Below are 19,785 nucleotides of genomic sequence, written 5' to 3' on the forward strand. Positions count from 1 at the left end.
TCTCGAAGGATGAAGGCCCGATCTCGGCCTCGCCCTTCGAGACGCGCGCAAGATGCGCGCTCCTCAGGGTGAGGGTCTCCCATTCTGGATTGCTTCGCTTGCGCTCGCAATGACGATGTGGAGGCGGAGGTGTGTGTCACCGCCCGTTCGTGCGCAGCAACCTCTCGCCGTCCGTCGTCACCGCGATGATCAGCCCCACACCGGGCAGCGTGTCACGGGTGACGTAGCCGCGCTCGGCGGCGTCTTCCCAGATGGTGAGACGCGGGCACGAGGTCTTCCAGGTCGCGATCACCTCGGCATAGGCGCGCGGCTCGCGCGCGACCCATTCGACGAAGTCCAGCACCAGCGGATCGGCCGTCTCGCTCATTGCAAACCTCCCTTGTCGAAGGCCGCCAGCACCGGCGTGCGAACCAGCAGCCAGCCGCCATAGGCCATATAGTAGCAAGCGATGGTGGTGATCAGCTTGTTCGACCAGGCCACGAATTGCTGGTCGGTCATGGCTTCGAGGATGCGCCGCGCCAGCGTGGTGCCGAGCATCGAGGCGAGAATCGCGACGCCGGCGAGCACGGGATCGAGGCTCGCGGCCTGGTCGATGATGCCGCCGAAATAGACGAGCTTGGTGAAATGACTGACGAGCTGGCACATCGCCTTGGTCGCCACCTTCTCACGCCGGCCGAAATCGCCGCCGAGAAAGAAGGTGTCGAGCAACGGGCCCGACACGCCGGTCATCAGCATCAGGCCCATGCAGATCGTGCCATAGACGGTGCCCTGCCAGAGACGGTCAGGATCCGGCTTGATGTTCGACGGCAGCAGCCGCGCCATGAACGGGGTGACGCCGAGCAGCAGCAGCGCCATCGGCTTGTCCGGCACGTAGCGGGTGAGCGACCAGGCCGCGAGCGCGACGGCTGCGCCGACCATGTAGTTCGCGACCGGCCGCCAGCGGATATGCGCGCGCCAGAGGAAAGCGCGCCAGCCGTTCGAGGCCATCTGCGTGATCGCATGCAGCACCATCGCGGTCGGCAGCGGCATCAGCGCCAGCAGCACGCCGATCAGGATCAACCCGCCCGCCATGCCGAACAGCCCCGACAGGAACGCGGTGGCGACCATCAGCAATCCAAGGGCAGCGATCATGATGGGCGTCACGGGCGGAATCTCCTGGGGTACGGTTCAAGTCAGGGACGCAGAGTGCATCACTCCCTCGCCCCGCTTGCGGGGAGAGGCTGGGGCGAGGGGGGAGTCTCCGCAAGGAAGGTGGCAGAGGGGCTCGCGGAGAGTCCCCTCACCCGGAATTTGCTCTCGCAAACTCCGGCCTCTCCCCGCGTGCGGGGAGAGACGAAGAACGCGGCGGCGGCCCCGAAACACAACTTGGAATTACTCTCATTCTTGTGCCTCGCTTGCCCTAGCTTCGCAAACTGAGTTATCTTGGCCTTGCATCAGCTTTCCTGAGGGTGGGTCATTTGCGGCGGCTGCTGTTTCTCAACGGCATCAAGGCATTCGAGGCGGCGGCGCGGACCGGCAGTTTTGCGGCGGCCGGGCTCGAGCTCAGCGTGTCGGCGGCGGCCGTCAGCCGCATGGTGCATCTGCTGGAGGAACGTCTCGGCGTCGCGCTGTTCGAGCGCAAGGCCAACAAGCTCGTGCTGACGCAGGCAGGCCGCGCCTATCAAGGCGGGCTGACGCCGATCTTCGACGCGCTGGCAAGCCTCACCGCGCAGGTGACGGCGCCCTCCAGCGTCCGCGTACTCACCATCGGCGTCGGCCACACCTTTGCGATGCGCTGGCTGATCCCGCGGCTGTCGGAGTTTCGCAGCGAGGAGCCCGACATCGAGGTGCGCTTCACCACCGGTGGTGCCGAGGTCCCATTCGGCGAGGACTGGAGCTGCGGCATCAAGCTCGGCACCGGCGACTGGCCCGGCCTGGTCGCCGAGCCCTTGTTCGCCGGCGACCTCACGCCGGTCTGCGTGCCCCGCCTCGCCACCGGCCTGAAGCGGCCCGCCGACCTCAAAGGGCCAGGCCTGATCCGCGTCACGCATTCGCCGGAGGATTGGCCGATCTGGCTCAAGGCGGCGAACCTCACCCGCATCAACGCGCGCGGACCGGAATTCCAGTTCTACGGCCAGGCGCTCCAGGCCGCCGCCGACGGCCTCGGCATCGCCATGGGCATCCGGCCCTATATCGACGACGATCTCGCCGCCGGCCGGCTGGTCGCGCCGTTCGATCTCTCGGTTCCCAAGGGCATGCGCTGGTACCTGCTGTATCGCAGTTTTCAGACCGAGCAGCGCGACTTCGCCGCGTTCCGGCGCTGGATCATGCGGGCGGCCTCGGAGCCCGCCGCACGCCCCGCCAGGCGGATCGGCCGCGCCGCGCCACGGAACTGACGCCCGTTCCACGAGGCCCTTAGGCAAAAAAGCCGGCCGCTTGTGAATGGCTTCACATACTGAACCCGCCAAACGTGGTCCCCTGACTCTTCAACAAGACACTTACGGAACATTTGGGGACTACAATGACGACCATCTACGACGGCTTTGACATCGAATCCTTCGAGGCCGGCAAAGGCCTCTGGCATGCCCGCATCCGCCGCGCCGATCTCAGCCCCCTCGCCATCGACGGCGTGCTGTTTCCGGCCATGGAAGTCGGTTTCGCCTGGCCGGATCAGAACGCGGCGATCGCCGATGCCAAGCACCACATCGATCGCTTCCGCCGGCGGGCCGACGACAGCGACGACGAATAAGCGCGGGACTCCAAGCGAACCAAGGGACAGCGCAGCATAAAGGGGGAACCGGTCATGTCAGTCATCGAATTCGAAGACACGCCGCGGCCGAGAATCTATGCCCGCAATGTGCTGTCGAAATGTCCCGAATGCGATGGCGATCTCGCGGTGCTTCGCGTGATCGGCGGCCGCGCGGGGTGCGAGTACTGGACCATGCGCTGCACCGATTGCGGCGGGATCCATCTCGACATCCTCGAGCCGCACCGGGCGAGCAACGACGACGAGGCCCCGCCGCCGGCGGCTTAAAGAGGCTGCTGCCAACCTGCTGTCAGCAGCCTGCGCACGGACGTACCTTCGCTCTTTTCTGAAGGGCTGACTCGTCCCATATTCGGGGCATGGCGAAGAAACCTGCTCCCCCGAAATCCCCCAAATCCAAGGCCCCGAACTCCAAGGCGCACCGGCCTGACGTGCAGCCGATCGGGCCGGCGCTGGCCGAGTTGCTCAATCCCGCGATCAATCGCGGCGATGCCGGGCTGGGATCGGGCACCGGGCTGCAGCCGCCGCCGGACAATTCGCGCGACCGCCGCGCCGGGGGCGAGGCTGCCGCCCATCGCGCACGGGCCTCGACGCCAAAGGAGTTTCCGCAGGATAATGCCAAGCCGATGCCGCTGCGGCCGAATCCGCAGCCGCCGGGCGCGCGCGCGACCACCGAAGGCTTTGAAGAAGCGCCGCAGGCCAATTACGGCACCGCGGCCACGATCCCGACGCTCGATCCGGAACTGGCGCGGCAGCTCGGGCTTCCCACCGAGGAGGACGACGCCGAAGCGCTGGCGCGTCCGCCGCGCACCAAGATGGAGGCGCTCGGCGTCAAGGCGACCGCCGACGCGCTGGAATCGCTGATCCGCGAGGGCCGGCCGGAGTTCCGCAGGGACGACGGCTCCACCAAGGTGTGGACGCCGCACCGCCCGCCGCGCCCGGAAAAGTCCGAAGGCGGGGTGCGCTTCGAGATCAAATCGCCGTACCAGCCGCGCGGCGACCAGCCGACCGCGATCGCCGAGCTGGTCGAAGGGATCCAGCGTAACGACCGCTCGCAGGTGCTGCTCGGCGTCACCGGCTCCGGCAAGACCTACACCATGGCCAAGGTGATCGAGGCGACGCAGCGGCCCGCTATCATCCTGGCGCCGAACAAGACGCTGGCCGCCCAGCTCTACGGCGAGTTCAGGAGCTTCTTCCCCGATAACGCGGTCGAATATTTCGTCAGCTATTACGACTACTACCAGCCGGAAGCCTACGTCCCGCGCACGGACACCTACATCGAGAAGGACTCCTCGATCAACGAGCAGATCGACCGCATGCGCCACTCGGCGACGCGCGCGCTGCTCGAACGCGACGACGTCATCATCGTGGCGTCGGTGTCCTGCATCTACGGTATCGGCTCGGTCGAGACCTACACCGCGATGACCTTCGCGCTGAAGAAGGGCGAGCGCATCGACCAGCGCCAGCTGATCGCCGACCTCGTCGCCCTCCAGTACAAGCGCACCCAGGCCGATTTCACCCGCGGCACGTTTCGCGTGCGCGGCGACGTCATCGACATCTTCCCGGCGCACTATGAGGACCGGGCCTGGCGCGTAAACCTGTTCGGCGACACCATCGAGACCATCGAGGAGTTCGATCCGCTCACCGGCCACAAACAGGACGAGCTCGAATTCATCAAGATGTACGCCAACTCGCACTACGTGACGCCGCGCCCGACGCTTGTGCAGGCGATCAAGTCGATCAAATCGGAGCTGAAGCAGCGGCTCGACCAGCTGCACGACCAGGGCCGCCTCTTGGAGGCGCAGCGGCTGGAGCAGCGCACCACCTTCGACCTCGAGATGATGGAGGCGACCGGAAGCTGCGCCGGCATCGAGAACTATTCGCGCTATCTCACCGGGCGCCTGCCCGGCGAGCCGCCGCCGACGCTGTTCGAATACGTCCCCGACAATGCGCTGGTATTCGCCGACGAGAGCCACGTCACCGTGCCGCAGATCGGCGGCATGTTCCGCGGCGACTTCCGCCGCAAGGCGACGCTCGCCGAATACGGCTTCCGCCTGCCCTCCTGCATGGACAACCGCCCGCTCCGCTTCGAGGAGTGGGACATGATGCGGCCGCAGACGGTCGCGGTGTCGGCGACGCCGAGCGGCTGGGAGCTGAACGAAAGCGGCGGCGTGTTCGTCGAGCAGGTGATCCGACCGACCGGACTTATTGATCCTCCCGTTAATATCCGCCCCGCTCGCACCCAGGTCGACGATCTCGTCGGCGAGGTCCGCGCCACCGCCCAGGCAGGCTATCGCTCGCTGATCACGGTGCTGACCAAGCGCATGGCGGAGGACCTCACCGAATATCTGCATGAGCAGGGTATTCGCGTTCGCTACATGCACTCCGATATCGACACCATCGAGCGTATCGAGATCATCCGGGATCTTCGCTTGGGCGCCTTCGACGCGCTGGTCGGCATCAACCTCTTGCGCGAAGGCCTCGACATTCCCGAATGCGCGCTGGTCGCGATCCTTGACGCCGACAAGGAAGGCTTTTTGCGCAGTGAAACGTCCTTGATTCAGACCATCGGCCGCGCCGCGCGCAACGTCGACGGCAAGGTGATCCTCTATGCCGACCAGATGACGGGCTCGATGGAGCGCGCCATTGCGGAAACCAACCGGCGCCGCGAAAAGCAAGTCGAGTACAACACCGCCAACGGCATCACGCCGGAGAGCGTGAAGAAGCAGATCGGCGACATCCTCAACTCGGTCTACGAGCGCGACCACGTGCTGGTCGAGGTCGGCGGCCACGACATGACCGATGACGTCATCTCGATCGGCCACAATTTCGAAGCCGTGCTCGCCGATCTCGAAACAAGGATGCGCGAGGCCGCCGCCGATCTGAACTTCGAGGAAGCCGCCCGCCTGCGCGACGAAGTCAAGCGCCTGCGCGCCACCGAGCTCGCGGTGGTCGACGACCCCACCGTCAAGCAGCGCACCGTGCAGGGCAAGGCCGGCGCCTATGCCGGCACCAAGAAGTACGGCGACGCCGCCAACCTGCCCGTCAGCGCGATGAAGAAGAAAACCGTGAGCTCCGCACTGAAAGCCAGCGGTGGCGGCAGCGGCTCGAAGGTGCACAAGCCGCATCTCGACGAGATGCACGGCCCGGAGTCGTTGCCCTACCGCGAAAACCCGAGCCTGCCGGCAAAGCCGTTCGGCAGCACGAGCCGGATCATCCAGCCGACGGATTCAAGGCAGTCCGGGCCGGAGTTCGGGCCGGCGCCGAAGTCGACGGGTGGGCAGCCGGGACGGCGGGGTGGGTGGAAGAAGAGGTAGGGCGACGGAGTATCGTCCGCGCTTGTCGTGGCTATAGATTCCGGGCTCGCCGCTTTGCGGCGCCCCGGAATGACGAGGGCGCATGTGGTGCCGTTCGCGCCTACAGCTTCCCCTGCCCGTTCACCTGTCCCTGCTGTTGCTGCTGCTTTTCCTGCTCCTTGGCGTGATGCCTGCCGTAGAGGCAGCCGGCGGCGGCGCCCAGGACGCCGTGATGGCCGGCATAGTGGCCGGCGACGCCGCCGACGACCGCGCCCTTGATGCAGCCCTTGGCGTTGGCGGCGGAGGTCGCGCCCAGCATCAGAAGTGCTGCGGCGACGGTGAGAAGCGGGGATTTCATAATCGATGTCTCCGGATCGGTTTCGGTGTCTCAACGAGCACCGACGGGCGCGGGTTCCCGCGTACCGGTGTGGCGGGACGCGCCCACCGGCATGCACGCGGCGTCATCGCGGGGCGCGAAAACCCGCTCGAAATCGTGCAGGCGACTACGTACGCAATCCCTAATTGCATTTCATGAACCCGGCCTTGCATCGGCGCGTCATATGATCCGGACACCTTTGTTTTTGCGGATTAATGGACCCGCGGAGCGCGCATTGGCGTTTGCAATCGACACCCCAAGAGGGCGGGAGCGGCATGACGGTTGAATCGCTGAACAGGCAACGCGTGCTGCATCTGCTGGACAGTTTTGCGCGCGGCGATATCGAGGCCGCGCTGTCGTGCTGCACCGACGACGTCGACTTCCTCACCCACGCGCCGATCGACGTGCTGCCGCACATGGTGCCGCGCCACGGCAAGCAGGAACTGCGCGAGCTGTGGCAGACGGTCTGGTCGCGCTATTCCGAAATCCGCTACAAGGCGCCGCACATCCTCGCCGAGGGCGACGAGGTCGCGACCTACATGCACACCTACTTCAAGAAGCGCAGCAACGATCGCGTCGTGCAGTTCGACATGGCGGTGTTCTACAGCTTCCGGGGCGGACTGGTGGCGCAGATCCGCGAGATCATCGATTCCTACGATCTGGTGCAGCAGGTGCTGGAGCGGGAGATCGGGCCGCTGATCGTGGGCGCGCGGGTAGACGGGGGATGATCCTTCTCCCTCGCCCCGTTCTTACGGACAGGTGAAACGGAGACCGGGAGATTACGGGGTTCTGTTGTAAATCTCACAAACCCGCATCAATTGTGCATTGCGAAAACGTGAATTGCGTTTTGGCCGAAATCGCCTATTTTATTTGTATACGAACGAGTTGAGCGTCCCCGGCACCTTTTCTGTGCATGGGGTTGCTTTCCGTTTTTTCTGCAAGCCAGCTTCAGGACGCCCCCCAAATGACAGAGCACAGCCTCTGGCGTTTCTCGCGCGCGTTGCATCGCGCGGTGAACGACCGGGATTTCAGGGACATCGAGGCCCTGATCGACGAGGACGTCGAGTGGGCGATCTACGGCCCGATCGACATGTTTCCGTTCCTCGGCGCGCGCCAGGGCCGGGACGCCGTGCTCGACGTCATCCGCCAGCTCGCCGACAATTTCCATGTCCGCCGCTTCGACCGCGAGAGCATCATGCTCGGCGTGGATTCCGCCGCCTCGATGCTGCGCTATTCGCTGACCGCGCTGGATTCCGACAAGCCGATCAGCTTGCGGGTGGCGCAGTTCGCCCAGTTCAGGGCGGGCAAGCTGATCAGCATGCGCGTGCTGGTCGACACCTTCGATCTGGTTGAACAGGCACTCGGCCGCGCCATTCATCTGCCGAAGATGACCCGCGTCGGCTGAGGGGGACGCCAACGGGCCCCGCTTGCCGGGACCGATGATTGATGCTCGCCCGACCCGCGTCCTGGCCTCCAGCCCCGCCGGATGCCGTCGTGGCGAAGCTCGTCATCGGGCGCGCGCCTTTCGCGCGGCCCGTTGGTTCGCCATTCCAGTGGTTTGAGCATGATCTCCGCGCAAACGCGTTCCGCGTTTGTCGCGAGGGAAAACCCGCTGCACACTTTGCGCCGGCGCGGCCCTTCGGGTCCGGATCATGCCCTGGCCGAGGCGAGCCGCCACAATTTCGCAACGATAGATCACCATGTGTTGAGTGGACCGAATGGCGCATGGTCATCACCGAAGGCCGCATTATAGTGGCGGCAAGCATGCGCTGGGCTCGCGGGCAGGACGATGGAATTCTCGACAGGTTTTGGCTGGACCAGGCTGCCGGTGCTGGCGGCCACATTCATTTTGGGCTCGGTTCTGACGGTCTCGGCGCAGATCATCCCGCCCTTCTCGGCGGCGGCGCCTGACGACGAGGCCGAGACCGAAGCCACAGAGACCGCCGCAGCCCCCGACGTCAACGACCCCGACATCTTAAAGGGCATCGACGTCGACAAGCTCGACTGGAGTCAACTCGCGATCGACGCCGGCACCGGCAACGACGTCATGGCCGCCAAGAAGCGCGCCCAGGCCGCCGCCAAGGACGGACTGAACTGGTCGTCGAACGCGAACGCCAACGGCTCCTCGGCGGTGACGGTGAAGCAGTCGGTCTCCTCGTTCTGGGACGCCCGCATCGGAGCCGACATGACGGTGACGAGCGAGCCGCGAACGATGTCCGAGCTGCTGGCGCAGAAAGCCACCAATGGCGGCAGCCTGCCGCAATCGTCCGGCAGCGCCTGGGCGGCGGCGACCGCGCCGGGCGCCGGCTCGATCTGGGACAAGACCGCGGTGGAAGCCCGCGTCGATCCCGGCGCCGAGCAGAGCAAGCTCGGGGCATCGCTGACCAAGTCGGTGCCGCTGTCGAGCGACACGTCGCTGACGCTCCAGAACGGCTACAGCGTCAACCAGCAGGGCACCACCGCGGTGCCCGGCATCGGCGGGCACGTCACGCGCAATTACGAGACCGAGCAGAGCGCCAAGGTCACCCTCACCGACACCGGCACCAGCATCACCGCGGGCCAGTCGCTGTCGACCACCGACGACAAATGGCTGCGCAAGGTCGGCGCGGAGCAAAAGCTGTTCGACAACGTCACCGTCTCCGGCTCGGTCGGCGAGACCTCGCAGGGCGCGATCAACAAGAGCCTGACGGCGGGCTTCAAGAAGAGCTGGTAGCAGTCCAGCCCCCCTCTCCCATCATCCCGGGATAGGTTCGTTTTCCCAGCAGTTCAGACTCTCGTAACCATACGCCACGGCAAAGCCCCCGAATCGTCCGCCCTTGCCGTATCTCGGCCAAGTTGCGGTCAAAATCCGACGCCCTAGTCGGATGACCGAACTCGTCGTGCGGGGGACACTCGCGCCGCGCTCAACGCGAACAGGGGAATAACGATGAACGCCATGCGTCCGGAAAAGACCGAAGCCACCGAGACCGAGACGGTCGACACCAACCTCGCCGCAGTGACGGAAGTTGAAGCCGGCATCCGCGACTTCGTCCGCAACGACATCGCCTATCTGCGCCGGCCGGCATCGGGAACCACCGACACGCCGCCGCTCGATCCGAGCGCGGAAGCCACCGTCACCAACGTCAACTCGCTGATCCAGCGCGTCGCCGGCACCTCGCTCGCCGAGATCGAGAACCTGATCTCCGAGCTCGAGAGCCTGCGCGACCTGCTCCATGCCGAAGGCCAGCGCGTCCAGCGCGAGATCTCCGGCTACGCCCAGCTCAGCCAGGCCGCGATGAAGTCGACCCGCATGATCGCCGACAACGTCGCGCAGTGGAAGCGCGCCGCCGACGGCCTGCGCAACAGCTGATCACTCACGTCAAGCATCACCAGCCGCCGTGTTCCGCAAGGGGCGCGGCGGTTTTGATTCGTGGGGAGTTGGATGCGCACAAGCTCCCCACAATAGGTGTCATCGCCCGACTTGCCGCCTTCGCTAAGGCTTCGGCGGCCGAGTGAGTTCTTGGCCCGGCGAAGCCCTTGGCGGAGACGGGATCGGGCGATCCAGTATTCCAGAGACAATGAGGCAAGAGCCGAGACGCCGCAGCGTACTGGATGCCCCGGTCCCGGCTCCGCCAAGGCTACGCCGGGCCACAAGCTCGCCCGGCCGCCGAAGCTTCAGCGAAGGCGGCAAGCCGGGGCATGACAGCGAAGGGTGTGGCTGCGAAAGATTGGGGCAGTGGACATGCGTTCACACAGTCAATGCAGCCGACCCGGTTCACTTTGAACCCTCCGCGCCCCAGCGCCGACCAATGCCAAGCGCCCGCAGCCTTGCGGCCGGGTCCGGGGACATTTCAGATGGAAAGCATTCGGCCCGACAATACGGACCCTATCCCGCTGCGGCCCGCGCCGAACCAGTTCGGCACGATCATGCTGCGCTTCGTCGGATTGCTGGCGGTCGCGATCGCGGTGCTGGCGTTCGTCTATAGCCGCTGACGGCGGAGGCCGGACGTCCGGCCCCGAAGAGTTAACGAGCCCTTAACGGCTCGCGTCGACCGTCGAGGCTTCCAGGGTGTAGCCGCCATCGGCATAGCCCTTCACCACCATGCCGGCGACCAGCATCACTGCCAGCGTCGCGGTCGCAAAGATAAATCCCACCAGCTTGAGTGCGCCGCGGTCTGCCATGGTCCTCGTCCCCTGTTCTCTGCCCAATTCGTTTCAATTAGACAGCGACAGGTTCATAATTGGTTAGCAACTCGATGGTTCCGCCAACTGCTTCGCGGGTCATCATGTTGAGCAGGCTTATGGCAGCCGCCCGGAATCGCGTCCATAGCGCGCGGGCAACACTCGCACACACATTTGGACCGTTCATCTTGGAACAGGTCTAATCGCCCTTCCGCATCGGCACGAAGGCGCTGGCGGTGATGGAATAGACCTCCTCGCCGCGCTGGTTGGTGCCGGTGGTGCGGGCCGTCAGAATGCCCCACCCGGGGCGCGAGGCGGAGCTGCGCTTGTCGATGACTTCGTTGACGTAGGCGACGGTGTCGCCGGCGAGCACCGGCCTGATCCAGCGCAGGTCGCGAAAACCCGGCGACGGCCCCAACACCGCGACCTCCTCGCCGCGCGAAGCGGCCTCACGCGCCAGACGCTGGCCATCGGCGACAAGCAGGCTCATGCAGGCCGAGCCGACATGCCAGCCCGAGGCCGCGAGGCCGCCGAACAGCGAGTTCTTGCCTTCCTCCTCGTCGAGGTGGAAGCGCTGCGGATCGAACTTTGCGGCGAAAATCTTGATGGACTCCGCGGTGAACGTGTAGGCGCCGATCTCGCGGCGGTGGCCGATCTCGATCTCCTCGAAGAAGGGCATCAGACTGCTCCCTCGCGGCGCTTGATCAGGATCGGCGAGGTCATCTCGCACAGCGCCTCGCCCTTGGCGTTGCGCACAGTGCATTTGAACTTGACGATGCCGAGCTCCGGCCGGCTCTTCGAGGCGCGCGCCTCCAGCACGTCGACGTCGAGCATGAGATCGTCGCCGGGCCGCAAGGGTGACAGCCAACGCACCTCGTCGACGCCGGGCGAGCCGAGCGAAGCGGCGCGTGTGATGAAGCCATCGGCCATCATCCGCATCATCAGCGAGCAGAGGTGCCAGCCCGAGCCGGACAGGCCGCGCAGCATGCTGTTGGCCGCGGCCTCCTCATCGAGGTGCATCGGCTGCGGATCGAACTCGGCGGCGAAAGCCAAGATCTCGTCGCGGGTGACATGGCGCGGGCCGAATGTTCCGAACCGGCCGGGCGGGAAATCTTCGAAGGTCAGGGTCATCTCGGGAATGCTTTGAGGGAATGACAGATTGTGGCCGCACTTTGCGGCAATCTCAACCCGCCGGCCCGCATGGCTCGTGCTACATATGGGGTGTCGGCGTTGGTCTTGAGTCGGATCAACCGGCAGGCCGAGGCCCGATTTGCCCTGGGGAGAGCAATGTTTTCATTCAGCGACCTGTTTCAATGGGACCGATTCATAACCCCTACGATCATCAAGACCTTCTACTGGCTGGTGATCGCACTGATCTGCCTGTTCGGCCTTTCCGGAATCTTCTCCGGTCTCGCGACGATGGCGATCAGCCCGTTCGGCGGCTTCCTGGTGCTGCTGTCATCGATCGCGAGCATCGTCGTCGGCATCGTGTTCTCGCGCATCGCCGCGGAGCTGATCCTGATCGTCTTCCGCATCAACGAGCATCTCGGCGCGATCCGCGACCAGGGCGGCGGGGCGCGGTGAGGCGGCCGTAGGGTGGGCAAAGGCGCAAGGCGCCGTGCCCACCATCCTTTCGCGATTTGAGAGAGACGTGGTGGGCACGCTTCCGCCTTCGCTCTTCGAGCTACGGCGGACAAGTCGCTTTGCCCACCCTACAGCACCGCTCTTTCGCGTCTTACGTATTAAACCTGAAATGCATCACGTCGCCGTCGGCGACGACGTATTCCTTGCCTTCGAGACGCAGCTTGCCGGCATCGCGGGCGCCGGCTTCGCCGTTCAGCGCGACATAGTCCTCATACGCAATCGTCTCGGCGCGGATAAAACCCTTCTCGAAGTCGGTGTGGATCACGCCGGCCGCGCCCGGAGCCTTGGTACCGCGATAGATGGTCCAGGCGCGCGCTTCCTTCGGGCCCACCGTGAAATAGGTGATGAGGTCGAGCAGCGTGTAGCCGGCGCGGATCAGGCGATCGAGCCCGGCCTCTTCGAGACCCAGCGTCTCCAGGAAGTCGGCGCGCTCCTCGCGCGAAATGGTGGCGATCTCGGATTCGATCTTGGCGGAGATGACGACGGCAACGGCGCCTTCCTTGGCCGCCTGCTCCTCCACCGCCTTGGAGAACGAATTGCCCGTGGCGGCCGAGCCTTCCTCGACATTGCAGACGTAGAGCACGGGCTTCGACGAAAGCAGGCCGAGCATCCCGAAGGCCCGCTCCTCCTCCGCCTTGCGCTCGACGAGGCGGGCGGGTTTGCCCTCGCGCAGCAGCACCAGCGTGCGGTTGACGAGGTCGAGCTGCTCCTTGGCGTCCTTGTCGTTGCCCTTGGCCTTCTTCGTGAGGTTGTCGACGCGCTTCTCGAGGCTGTCGAGGTCGGCGAGCATCAGCTCGGTCTCGATGGTCTCGATGTCGGCGAGCGGGGCGATCTTGCCCTCGACATGCGTGATGTCGGAATCCTCGAAGCAGCGCACGACATGCGCGATGGCGTCGACCTCGCGGATGTTGGCGAGGAACTGGTTGCCGAGGCCTTCACCCTTGGAAGCGCCGCGCACGAGGCCGGCAATGTCGACGAAGGTCAGCCGGGTCGGGATGATCTGCGCCGATTTGGCGATGGCCGAGAGCTTGTCGAGCCGCGGATCGGGCACGGCGACTTCGCCGACATTCGGCTCGATGGTGCAGAACGGATAGTTCGCGGCCTGCGCAGCGGCCGTCTCGGTCAGCGCGTTGAACAAGGTCGACTTGCCGACATTGGGCAACCCGACGATCCCGCATTTAAATCCCATGGTCGTCCTCTATCCGTATTCGTCATGGCCGGGCTTGACGGAGAAAACGGCGCCCTATTCCTTGCCGTTCTCGTCCTTGGTCAAGAATCCCTTCGCCTGCATGGCGAGATGCACCCTGTTGGCGAAGGTCGCGTCCGTGCCTTTGGCAACCAGTGCCGCGTGCTCGGCCACCGCCTCGCACAGCGTCGCCACCCAGTCATTGTCGGCCTTGGCGAAGTCCGACAGCACGTGGCCGTGCACCAGTTCCTTGACGCCGGGATGACCGATGCCGAGCCGGACCCGGCGATAGTCGTTGCCGATATGCGCCGAGATCGAGCGCAGGCCGTTGTGGCCGGCGATGCCGCCGCCGATCTTCACGCGCACCTTGCCCGGCGGCAGTTCGAGCTCGTCGTGGAACACGGTGACGTCGCCCGGCGCGATCTTGAAGAAGCTTGCCGCCTCCTGAACGCTGCGGCCCGAGTCATTCATGTAGGTCGTCGGCTTGAGCAGGATAACGCGCTCAGTGCCGATCGCACCTTCCGATGTCTCGCCCTGAAAACGACGGCGCCATGGCGAGAAACCATGACGCCGCGCGATCTCGTCGACGGCCATGAAGCCGACATTGTGCCGGTTACGTGCGTATTTAGCGCCGGGATTGCCGAGCCCAACAAAGAGTCGCATGACGCGGCGCGCCCCTCGCTCGGCGCGCGATCAAGGACCGCGCGCCAGCTTTGAGAGATTACTTCTTCTTGTCGCCGCCGGCGGGAGCCTTGGCAGCCGCAGCCGGAGCAGCAGCACCCGCAGCCGGAGCCGCAGCGCCAGCCGCCGGAGCAGCCGCAGCAGCGCCCGGAGCTGCAGCCGCAGCCGCGGCCTTCTGCTCTTCGGCGTAGCCGGACGGCGGCACGATGGTGACGAGGGTCGCGTCCTCGCGGGTCAGCGCCTTCACGCCGGCCGGCAGCTTGACGTCCGACAGATGGAGCGAGTGACCGATTTCGAGTGAGCCGACATCAGCCTCGATGAATTGCGGGATGCTCTCGACGCCGCATTCGAGCTCGATCGAATGCGCGACGATGTTGACGGCGCCGCCGCGCTTCACGCCGGGCGAACCTTCCGCTTTCACCACATGCAAGGGAACGCTGATGCGGATGGTGGCACCTTCGCCGAGACGCATGAAGTCGACATGGATCGGGAAATCCTTGACCGGATCAAGGTGATAGTCGCGCGGGATCACGCGGTGCTTCTTGCCCTCGAGGTCGATGTCGACCAGCGTGGTCAGGAACCGGCCGGCGAGGATGCGCTGGCGCAGTTCACGATCGTCAACCGAGATCGGGAGCGGGGGTTGCTTGTTGCCATAGATCACTCCGGGCACTTTCCCGGCGCGACGCTCAGCCCGGGCGGCCCCCTTGCCGCTCTTCGGACGTGCGGTCGCCTTCAATTCCTTGACGGTCGTCGCCATAGTCTAAGTCCTTGTTTTTGCAAAAGTTAATGGGCCGCAGCGCGGCCCATGGTGCAGTTCGCAGCAAGCCTCCAGGGGTGCGGGGGCCGCGAACTTGGCGGGCTTTTAGCCGGAAGATGCGGAAATGACAAGGAGAATGGGCGGGCAGCCCGGGCTCTTACCCTCCCCTGGAGGGGGAGGGTCGGCTCACATTGAGCGCAGCGAAATGTGAGACGGGGTGGGGTGATCCCTCCCCACGGGCACTGTTCGACGCGGATAGACTGTCACCCCACCCCGCTCGCGCTACGCGCGATCGACCCTCCCCCTCCAGGGGAGGGTAAGGAAGAGCGCCGTACGCCGGCGCTACCCGCCCAGCTTAGCCTCCAGCGCTGTAATCCGCACCTTCAGGGCCTCGTTCTCCTCGCGGGCGAGGCGGGCCATGTCCTTGACCGCCTCGAATTCCTCGCGCTTGACCAGGTCCATGTCGCGCAGGAATTTCTCGGCCTGGGTGCGCATCACGGTGTCGAACTCGCGCTTGACGCCCTGGGCGGCACCGGCGGCGTCGTTCATCAGGCGGCCGATCTCGTCGAAAAACCGGTTGTTGGTCTGGGTCATGTCGGTCTCCTGGCGGCCTCAGATAAACTTTGCGCGAACGCGCGAAAAGACAATGGCAATCCGGGCGAAACGGTTCAAGAGCCGATCTGCGGTATCCTTGTCATGCCCCGGTTTCCTTGCAATCGTATTCAACGTCCCTGCATAACAAGAATCAGAAGGCGCACGAGATGATCGATCAGCAGATCGCGATTCCCACCAAGGACGGCCACACCGCAACCTTCATCACCCATCCCGAACGCGGCGGGCCGTTTCCGGTCATCCTGTTCTACATGGATGCGCCGGCGATCCGCGAAGAGCTGCGCGACATGGCGCGCCGGCTCGCCACCTCGGGCTATTACGTGATGCTGCCGAACCTCTATTACCGCTCCGGCGTGATGGAGCTCGGCGCGCTGCCGGCCGATCCGAATGCACCCGAGCGCAAGCGCATGTTCCAGCTCATGGCCTCGCTCAATATTCCCATGATCATGGAGGACACCAGGGCCCTGCTCACCTATGCCGAGGGCCAGGCGGCTGCCAATACGAAAATCGTCGGCACCGTCGGCTATTGCATGAGCGGCCGTTACGCCGTCAACGCGGCCACGCACTTTGCCGACCGCGTCAAGGCCGCCGCCTCGATCTACGGAACGCATCTGGCGACCGACGAAGACAACAGCCCGCATCTCGCCGCCGGCAGGACCAAGGCCGAGCTCTATTTCGCCTGCGCCGAGACCGACATCTACGCGCCCGCCGAGGTCATCGAGAAGGTCAAGCAGGGCATGAGCGGTCCGAAAGCCGAGGTCGAGATCTATCCCGGCACGCATCACGGCTTCGCCTTCCCCAAGCGCCCGGTCTACGACCGCGACGCCGCCGAGCGGCATTGGGAGCGTCTGCTGGCGCTCTATCGCCGCAATCTCGTTTAAGTCTAGAAGGCCTGATGCCCTTTCTGCTCATCGACTTTCCCGCCTTCAAGCCGATCGCGATCGAGATCGGTCCGTTCGCGATCCGCTGGTATGCGCTGGCCTATATCAGCGGCATCGTGTTCGGCTGGCTCTATGCGCGCTCGCTGCTGAAGAAAGAGCGCCTGTGGAGCGGCCCCGCGCCGATGTCGCTGGTGCAGATCGACGACTTCATCCTGTGGGTCACGCTCGGCATCATCCTCGGCGGCCGCACCGGCTACGTGCTGTTCTACAATCTGCCCTTCTTCATCGATCACCCCGCCGCGATCTTCAAATTGTGGGAGGGCGGCATGTCCTTCCATGGCGGCTTCCTCGGCTGCGTCGTCGCGGTGATGTGGTTTGCCTATCGCAACCGCATCTCGATCCTGTCGCTGGGCGACATCACCACGGCAGTCGCCCCGGTCGGGCTGCTGCTCGGACGCATCGCCAATTTCATCAATGGCGAATTGTGGGGCCGCGCCACCGACCCCAGCCTGCCCTGGGCGATGATCTTCCCCAACGATCCGACGCAGCTGCCGCGCCATCCGAGCCAGCTCTATGAGGCCGGCATGGAGGGCATCCTGCTGTTCACCGTGCTCGCGATCATGATCCGTTTCGGCGCCCTGAAGCGGCCCGGCATGATCCTCGGCGCCTTCATCCTGATCTATGGCCTGACCCGCATCGCCGGCGAGCATTTTCGCGAGCCGGACGTCCAGCTCGGCTTCCTCTGGGGCGGATTAACCATGGGCATGCTGTTGTCGATCCCGATGCTTATTGTAGGCCTCATACTTATTGTATTGGCTATCAGGCGCGGCGCGCCGAAGCCCGCCGGGGCCATCAGTTAATTCCTTTCGAGAAGACAGACCTTGACCGAACAGCCGCTACTCAACGAGATCAGGGCGCTGATCAAATCCTCAGGGCCCATGCCGGTCTGGCGGTACATGGAACTGTGCCTGATGCATCCGCGCTATGGCTATTACGTCTCGCGCGATCCGCTCGGGCGCGAAGGCGACTTCACCACCGCGCCCGAGGTCAGCCAGATGTTCGGCGAGCTCCTGGGGCTGTGGACCGCCTCGGTGTGGAAGCAGATGGGCTCGCCGCAATTCCTGCGGCTGATCGAGCTCGGCCCCGGCCGCGGCACCATGATGGCGGATGCGCTGCGCGCACTGCGCGTGCTGCCGCCGCTCTACCAGGCGCTTCACGTCCACATGGTCGAGGTCAATCCCGTGCTGCGCGAGCGGCAGAGTGCGACGCTGGCGGGCGTGCGCAACATCGCCTGGCACGACAGCATCGACGACGTGCCTGAGGGCCCGAGCATCATCCTCGCCAACGAATATTTCGACGTGCTGCCGATCCGCCAGATGGTGAAGCGCGAGAACGGCTGGCACGAGCGGGTGATCGAGATCGATCCCAACGGCAGGCTTCAATTCGGCGCGGCCGCCGACCCGACGCCGCGTTTCGACGTGCTGCTGCCGCCTCTGGTGCGCGCCGCTCCCGTCGGCGCCGTGTTCGAATGGCGGCCCGACGGCGAGATCATGAAGCTCGCCACGCGCGTGCGCGACCAGGACGGCGCGGCGCTGATCATCGACTACGGCCATCTGCGCAGCGATGCCGGCGACACCTTCCAGGCGATCGCGCGCCACACCTTCACCGATCCCCTGAAGGCGCCGGGCCAGGCCGACGTCACCGCCCATGTCGACTTCCAGGCCCTGGCGCGCGCGGCCGAGGATGTCGGCGCCCGTGTGCACGGCCCGGTGACGCAGGGCGATTTCCTCAAGCGCGTCGGCATCGATACCCGCGCAGCCGCCCTGATGCAGAAGGCGACGCCTGAAGTCGCCACCGACATTTCGGTCGCGCTCAAGCGCCTGACCGATACCGGGCGCAGTGGCATGGGCTCGATGTTCAAGGTGCTCGGCATCTCCGAGCCGCGGCTGACCGGCATCGCCGGCCTCAGCGATCTCGAACGGGCCGGAGGCACCTCATGACGCTTGCTTCGTCACTGCTGTCGGCCGTGCCCGGCCTGCGCCACGCCTTCTTCACCCGCGAGGGCGGTGTCTCAGGCGGGATTTATTCGGCGCTCAATGGCGGGCTCGGCTCCAACGACGATCCGGCGCATGTCGCGGAGAATCGCCGCCGCATGGCCGAGCATGTCGGCGTCGCCCCGGAGCGCTTCATCAGCCTGCACCAGATCCATTCGCCCGATGTCCTCGTTGCCGAAGCGCCGTGGCCGAGCGGACCGCGGCCGAAAGGCGATGCGCTGGTCACGAAAACACCCGGCATCGCGCTCGGCGTCTCCACCGCCGATTGCGGGCCGGTGCTGTTCGTCGATCCCAACGCGCGCGTGATCGGCGGCGCCCATGCCGGCTGGAAAGGCGCGCTGACCGGCGTGCTGGATCAGACGATCTCGGCGATGGAGAAGCTCGGCGCCACGCGCAGCGGCATCATCGCCGCGATCGGCCCCTTGATCCGCCAGGACAGCTACGAGGTCGGCAACGAATTCGTGGCGCGCTTCATCGAGGCGGACGCGGACAACGCCATGTTCTTCATCCCGTCGGTGCGCGCCGGACACGCGATGTTCGACCTCGCCGGATTCATCCGGAAGCGGCTCGAAGCCGCCGGCATCCTGATGATCGACGATCTTGGCCTGGACACCTATGCCGACGAGCGCTTCTTCAGCTATCGCCGCTCGGTGCATCGCAAGGAGCCGGATTACGGCCGGCACATCCACGCGATCGCGCTGGAGAATTAAGAACGAATTCGGCCTAGTTCTTGCCGCAACCCATTAGGTTAGTCGCTGCATCTTTCGAACAATGGCGTTTCATTCTTTCCGCGAAGCCATTTAGTCGGCAAATCAACGTACATTTGAGTTGGTGGAGGCGGCGGCGGTCGGACCTCGAAACCTTCATCGACTTCGATCTTCTTCCAATCGTCGCGATGCGCGGAGAAAGTCCGATATTTGTCGCCGACCTTGAGCAGAACGATCTCCCAAACCTCGCCCGGCTGACGCCACCAGATCAGTGTCGTGCTGGGTGGAGGGTCCTGAACCGACACGATCTTGATCTTGTCGTCGGCAATACGCGTCGCCGAATAGATCGCGCTGATGAATGTCCTTACCTGCCCAGGTGTGAACGTCCCGATCACATTCCTTGTCGTCGGCGCTCCGGAGGACGACGCGATGTACGTCAATCGCGCGCCACAGCGGTTGTTCTCACAGGCCTGATACGGATCCCGTTTGCAATCAACCGACCAGGTACCGGTCAGTCCGAAAGCCCGGATTGCCTCGGCCGCACTTTCTGCCGCCGCGGCCCGCCCCACGATGAGGCAGGCAACGATTACCCCCAAAGTCGCTCCCCTCATCGACAATTCCTCGGCCGGATCGGCCCAATGATGTGTCCTTCCTGCCCTAGACCTTAATCGATTTTAACGATATCGC

At 65.0% G+C, this 19,785-nt stretch carries 25 protein-coding genes; 14 read left to right on the top strand and 11 right to left on the bottom strand.

Features of this window, described 5'->3' with window-relative positions; all coding sequences use genetic code 11:
• Positions 1–136: 136 nt before the first annotated feature.
• Both ACVJ5M_RS41125 and ACVJ5M_RS41130 read right to left on the bottom strand, forming a co-directional pair.
• A complete protein-coding gene (locus tag ACVJ5M_RS41125) occupies positions 137–367 on the bottom strand; it encodes a hypothetical protein (RefSeq protein ID WP_063985540.1) in 231 nt (76 codons plus the stop codon).
• Positions 364–1,143: a sulfite exporter TauE/SafE family protein gene (locus tag ACVJ5M_RS41130; RefSeq protein WP_063985541.1), complete on the bottom strand. Its 780-nt coding sequence runs from the start codon at positions 1,141–1,143 to the stop codon at positions 364–366. The genes ACVJ5M_RS41125 and ACVJ5M_RS41130 overlap by 4 nt, the downstream gene beginning before the upstream one ends.
• Positions 1,144–1,457: 314 nt before the next feature.
• Here ACVJ5M_RS41130 and ACVJ5M_RS41135 point away from each other — a divergent pair, with 314 nt between their 5' ends.
• From ACVJ5M_RS41135 to uvrB, 4 genes are all read left to right on the top strand, one after another.
• Complete coding sequence (locus ACVJ5M_RS41135; protein WP_063985542.1) at positions 1,458–2,375, top strand: LysR substrate-binding domain-containing protein; 918 nt, start codon at positions 1,458–1,460, stop codon at positions 2,373–2,375.
• A gap of 125 nt (positions 2,376–2,500) precedes the next feature.
• Positions 2,501–2,728, top strand: a complete 228-nt coding sequence (locus tag ACVJ5M_RS41140) for a hypothetical protein (RefSeq protein ID WP_063985543.1) — start codon at positions 2,501–2,503, stop codon at positions 2,726–2,728.
• A gap of 54 nt (positions 2,729–2,782) precedes the next feature.
• Complete coding sequence (locus ACVJ5M_RS41145) at positions 2,783–3,013, top strand: hypothetical protein (protein WP_063985544.1); 231 nt, start codon at positions 2,783–2,785, stop codon at positions 3,011–3,013.
• An 89-nt stretch (positions 3,014–3,102) separates the two neighbouring features.
• Positions 3,103–6,060, top strand: coding sequence for an excinuclease ABC subunit UvrB (gene uvrB / locus ACVJ5M_RS41150; RefSeq protein ID WP_084795307.1), 2,958 nt, complete (start codon positions 3,103–3,105; stop codon positions 6,058–6,060).
• Positions 6,061–6,160: 100 nt separating this feature from the next.
• Here uvrB and ACVJ5M_RS41155 read toward each other — a convergent pair whose 3' ends face one another.
• Positions 6,161–6,397, bottom strand: coding sequence for a hypothetical protein (locus tag ACVJ5M_RS41155; RefSeq protein ID WP_028151579.1), 237 nt, complete (start codon positions 6,395–6,397; stop codon positions 6,161–6,163).
• Between the two features lie 293 nt (positions 6,398–6,690).
• Between ACVJ5M_RS41155 and ACVJ5M_RS41160 the strand changes: the two genes are divergently transcribed.
• From ACVJ5M_RS41160 to ACVJ5M_RS41180, 5 genes are all read left to right on the top strand, one after another.
• Positions 6,691–7,143 carry a nuclear transport factor 2 family protein gene (locus ACVJ5M_RS41160; protein WP_063985545.1) on the top strand — a complete coding sequence of 151 codons (453 nt, stop codon included), beginning with the start codon at positions 6,691–6,693 and terminating at the stop codon, positions 7,141–7,143.
• 236 nt (positions 7,144–7,379) lie between these two features.
• Positions 7,380–7,820, top strand: coding sequence for a nuclear transport factor 2 family protein (locus ACVJ5M_RS41165; protein ID WP_063985546.1), 441 nt, complete (start codon positions 7,380–7,382; stop codon positions 7,818–7,820).
• A gap of 384 nt (positions 7,821–8,204) precedes the next feature.
• Positions 8,205–9,128: a hypothetical protein gene (locus ACVJ5M_RS41170; protein WP_231143635.1), complete on the top strand. Its 924-nt coding sequence runs from the start codon at positions 8,205–8,207 to the stop codon at positions 9,126–9,128.
• A gap of 213 nt (positions 9,129–9,341) precedes the next feature.
• Entirely contained in the window at positions 9,342–9,764 is a 423-nt protein-coding gene (locus ACVJ5M_RS41175; RefSeq protein WP_063985548.1) for a hypothetical protein, read from the top strand.
• Positions 9,765–10,249: 485 nt separating this feature from the next.
• A complete protein-coding gene (locus ACVJ5M_RS41180; RefSeq protein ID WP_014492018.1) occupies positions 10,250–10,387 on the top strand; it encodes a hypothetical protein in 138 nt (45 codons plus the stop codon).
• 42 nt (positions 10,388–10,429) lie between these two features.
• Here the strand turns inward: ACVJ5M_RS41180 and ACVJ5M_RS41185 are convergent, their stop codons facing one another.
• The 3 genes from ACVJ5M_RS41185 to ACVJ5M_RS41195 all read right to left on the bottom strand — a co-directional run bounded on the left by ACVJ5M_RS41185 (position 10,430) and on the right by ACVJ5M_RS41195 (position 11,707).
• Complete coding sequence (locus ACVJ5M_RS41185; protein ID WP_166103493.1) at positions 10,430–10,576, bottom strand: hypothetical protein; 147 nt, start codon at positions 10,574–10,576, stop codon at positions 10,430–10,432.
• A gap of 199 nt (positions 10,577–10,775) precedes the next feature.
• Positions 10,776–11,255, bottom strand: a complete 480-nt coding sequence (locus ACVJ5M_RS41190; protein ID WP_354100173.1) for a MaoC family dehydratase — start codon at positions 11,253–11,255, stop codon at positions 10,776–10,778.
• Positions 11,255–11,707 carry a MaoC family dehydratase gene (locus ACVJ5M_RS41195; RefSeq protein WP_063985550.1) on the bottom strand — a complete coding sequence of 151 codons (453 nt, stop codon included), beginning with the start codon at positions 11,705–11,707 and terminating at the stop codon, positions 11,255–11,257. Before ACVJ5M_RS41195 ends, ACVJ5M_RS41190 begins: the two co-directional genes overlap by 1 nt.
• Before the next feature lie 156 nt (positions 11,708–11,863).
• Between ACVJ5M_RS41195 and ACVJ5M_RS41200 the strand changes: the two genes are divergently transcribed.
• Complete coding sequence (locus ACVJ5M_RS41200) at positions 11,864–12,160, top strand: DUF4282 domain-containing protein (protein ID WP_063985551.1); 297 nt, start codon at positions 11,864–11,866, stop codon at positions 12,158–12,160.
• Between the two features lie 151 nt (positions 12,161–12,311).
• On the opposite strand, the gene ychF is transcribed toward ACVJ5M_RS41200, so the two are convergent.
• From ychF to ACVJ5M_RS41220, 4 genes are all read right to left on the bottom strand, one after another.
• Entirely contained in the window at positions 12,312–13,409 is a 1,098-nt protein-coding gene (gene ychF, locus ACVJ5M_RS41205) for a redox-regulated ATPase YchF (RefSeq protein WP_028151572.1), read from the bottom strand.
• 54 nt (positions 13,410–13,463) lie between these two features.
• Positions 13,464–14,069: an aminoacyl-tRNA hydrolase gene (pth, locus tag ACVJ5M_RS41210; protein WP_063985552.1), complete on the bottom strand. Its 606-nt coding sequence runs from the start codon at positions 14,067–14,069 to the stop codon at positions 13,464–13,466.
• Positions 14,070–14,127: 58 nt separating this feature from the next.
• Complete coding sequence (locus tag ACVJ5M_RS41215) at positions 14,128–14,844, bottom strand: 50S ribosomal protein L25/general stress protein Ctc (RefSeq protein WP_063985553.1); 717 nt, start codon at positions 14,842–14,844, stop codon at positions 14,128–14,130.
• 342 nt (positions 14,845–15,186) lie between these two features.
• A complete protein-coding gene (locus ACVJ5M_RS41220; RefSeq protein ID WP_063985554.1) occupies positions 15,187–15,438 on the bottom strand; it encodes an accessory factor UbiK family protein in 252 nt (83 codons plus the stop codon).
• 167 nt (positions 15,439–15,605) lie between these two features.
• On the opposite strand from ACVJ5M_RS41220, the gene ACVJ5M_RS41225 reads away from it, so the two are divergent.
• The 4 genes from ACVJ5M_RS41225 to pgeF are packed head-to-tail and all read left to right on the top strand — an operon-like array spanning position 15,606 to position 19,101.
• On the top strand, positions 15,606–16,337 hold the full coding sequence (locus ACVJ5M_RS41225; protein WP_063986695.1) for a dienelactone hydrolase family protein: 732 nt from the start codon (positions 15,606–15,608) through the stop codon (positions 16,335–16,337).
• A 14-nt stretch (positions 16,338–16,351) separates the two neighbouring features.
• Positions 16,352–17,197: a prolipoprotein diacylglyceryl transferase gene (lgt, locus tag ACVJ5M_RS41230; RefSeq protein ID WP_063985555.1), complete on the top strand. Its 846-nt coding sequence runs from the start codon at positions 16,352–16,354 to the stop codon at positions 17,195–17,197.
• 21 nt (positions 17,198–17,218) lie between these two features.
• Positions 17,219–18,337, top strand: coding sequence for a class I SAM-dependent methyltransferase (locus ACVJ5M_RS41235; RefSeq protein ID WP_063985556.1), 1,119 nt, complete (start codon positions 17,219–17,221; stop codon positions 18,335–18,337).
• Positions 18,334–19,101 (top strand): peptidoglycan editing factor PgeF, encoded by a 768-nt coding sequence (gene pgeF, locus ACVJ5M_RS41240; RefSeq protein WP_063985557.1) that lies wholly within the window; start codon positions 18,334–18,336, stop codon positions 19,099–19,101. Before ACVJ5M_RS41235 ends, pgeF begins: the two co-directional genes overlap by 4 nt.
• A 38-nt stretch (positions 19,102–19,139) precedes the next feature.
• On the opposite strand, the gene ACVJ5M_RS41245 is transcribed toward pgeF, so the two are convergent.
• A complete protein-coding gene (locus ACVJ5M_RS41245) occupies positions 19,140–19,709 on the bottom strand; it encodes a hypothetical protein (RefSeq protein WP_187387821.1) in 570 nt (189 codons plus the stop codon).
• Positions 19,710–19,785: the final 76 nt, after the last annotated feature.

Source organism: Bradyrhizobium sp. S3.7.6, assembly GCF_054061875.1.

What these genes read in the sequence shown, in the direction of transcription:
- pgeF (WP_063985557.1), top strand. Translation starts at nt 18,334, where the DNA reads ATGACGCTTGCTTCGTCACTGCTGTCGGCCGTGCCCGGCCTGCGCCAC.
- ACVJ5M_RS41165 (WP_063985546.1), top strand. Translation starts at nt 7,380, where the DNA reads ATGACAGAGCACAGCCTCTGGCGTTTCTCGCGCGCGTTGCATCGCGCG.
- ACVJ5M_RS41185 (WP_166103493.1), bottom strand. Translation starts at nt 10,576, where the DNA reads ATGGCAGACCGCGGCGCACTCAAGCTGGTGGGATTTATCTTTGCGACC.
- ACVJ5M_RS41170 (WP_231143635.1), top strand. Translation starts at nt 8,205, where the DNA reads ATGGAATTCTCGACAGGTTTTGGCTGGACCAGGCTGCCGGTGCTGGCG.
- ACVJ5M_RS41180 (WP_014492018.1), top strand. Translation starts at nt 10,250, where the DNA reads ATGGAAAGCATTCGGCCCGACAATACGGACCCTATCCCGCTGCGGCCC.
- ACVJ5M_RS41125 (WP_063985540.1), bottom strand. Translation starts at nt 367, where the DNA reads ATGAGCGAGACGGCCGATCCGCTGGTGCTGGACTTCGTCGAATGGGTC.
- ACVJ5M_RS41215 (WP_063985553.1), bottom strand. Translation starts at nt 14,844, where the DNA reads ATGGCGACGACCGTCAAGGAATTGAAGGCGACCGCACGTCCGAAGAGC.
- ACVJ5M_RS41245 (WP_187387821.1), bottom strand. Translation starts at nt 19,709, where the DNA reads ATGAGGGGAGCGACTTTGGGGGTAATCGTTGCCTGCCTCATCGTGGGG.
- ychF (WP_028151572.1), bottom strand. Translation starts at nt 13,409, where the DNA reads ATGGGATTTAAATGCGGGATCGTCGGGTTGCCCAATGTCGGCAAGTCG.
- ACVJ5M_RS41195 (WP_063985550.1), bottom strand. Translation starts at nt 11,707, where the DNA reads ATGACCCTGACCTTCGAAGATTTCCCGCCCGGCCGGTTCGGAACATTC.
- ACVJ5M_RS41175 (WP_063985548.1), top strand. Translation starts at nt 9,342, where the DNA reads ATGAACGCCATGCGTCCGGAAAAGACCGAAGCCACCGAGACCGAGACG.
- ACVJ5M_RS41155 (WP_028151579.1), bottom strand. Translation starts at nt 6,397, where the DNA reads ATGAAATCCCCGCTTCTCACCGTCGCCGCAGCACTTCTGATGCTGGGC.
- ACVJ5M_RS41190 (WP_354100173.1), bottom strand. Translation starts at nt 11,255, where the DNA reads ATGCCCTTCTTCGAGGAGATCGAGATCGGCCACCGCCGCGAGATCGGC.
- pth (WP_063985552.1), bottom strand. Translation starts at nt 14,069, where the DNA reads ATGCGACTCTTTGTTGGGCTCGGCAATCCCGGCGCTAAATACGCACGT.
- ACVJ5M_RS41220 (WP_063985554.1), bottom strand. Translation starts at nt 15,438, where the DNA reads ATGACCCAGACCAACAACCGGTTTTTCGACGAGATCGGCCGCCTGATG.
- ACVJ5M_RS41145 (WP_063985544.1), top strand. Translation starts at nt 2,783, where the DNA reads ATGTCAGTCATCGAATTCGAAGACACGCCGCGGCCGAGAATCTATGCC.
- uvrB (WP_084795307.1), top strand. Translation starts at nt 3,103, where the DNA reads ATGGCGAAGAAACCTGCTCCCCCGAAATCCCCCAAATCCAAGGCCCCG.
- ACVJ5M_RS41140 (WP_063985543.1), top strand. Translation starts at nt 2,501, where the DNA reads ATGACGACCATCTACGACGGCTTTGACATCGAATCCTTCGAGGCCGGC.
- ACVJ5M_RS41225 (WP_063986695.1), top strand. Translation starts at nt 15,606, where the DNA reads ATGATCGATCAGCAGATCGCGATTCCCACCAAGGACGGCCACACCGCA.
- ACVJ5M_RS41200 (WP_063985551.1), top strand. Translation starts at nt 11,864, where the DNA reads ATGTTTTCATTCAGCGACCTGTTTCAATGGGACCGATTCATAACCCCT.
- lgt (WP_063985555.1), top strand. Translation starts at nt 16,352, where the DNA reads ATGCCCTTTCTGCTCATCGACTTTCCCGCCTTCAAGCCGATCGCGATC.
- ACVJ5M_RS41160 (WP_063985545.1), top strand. Translation starts at nt 6,691, where the DNA reads ATGACGGTTGAATCGCTGAACAGGCAACGCGTGCTGCATCTGCTGGAC.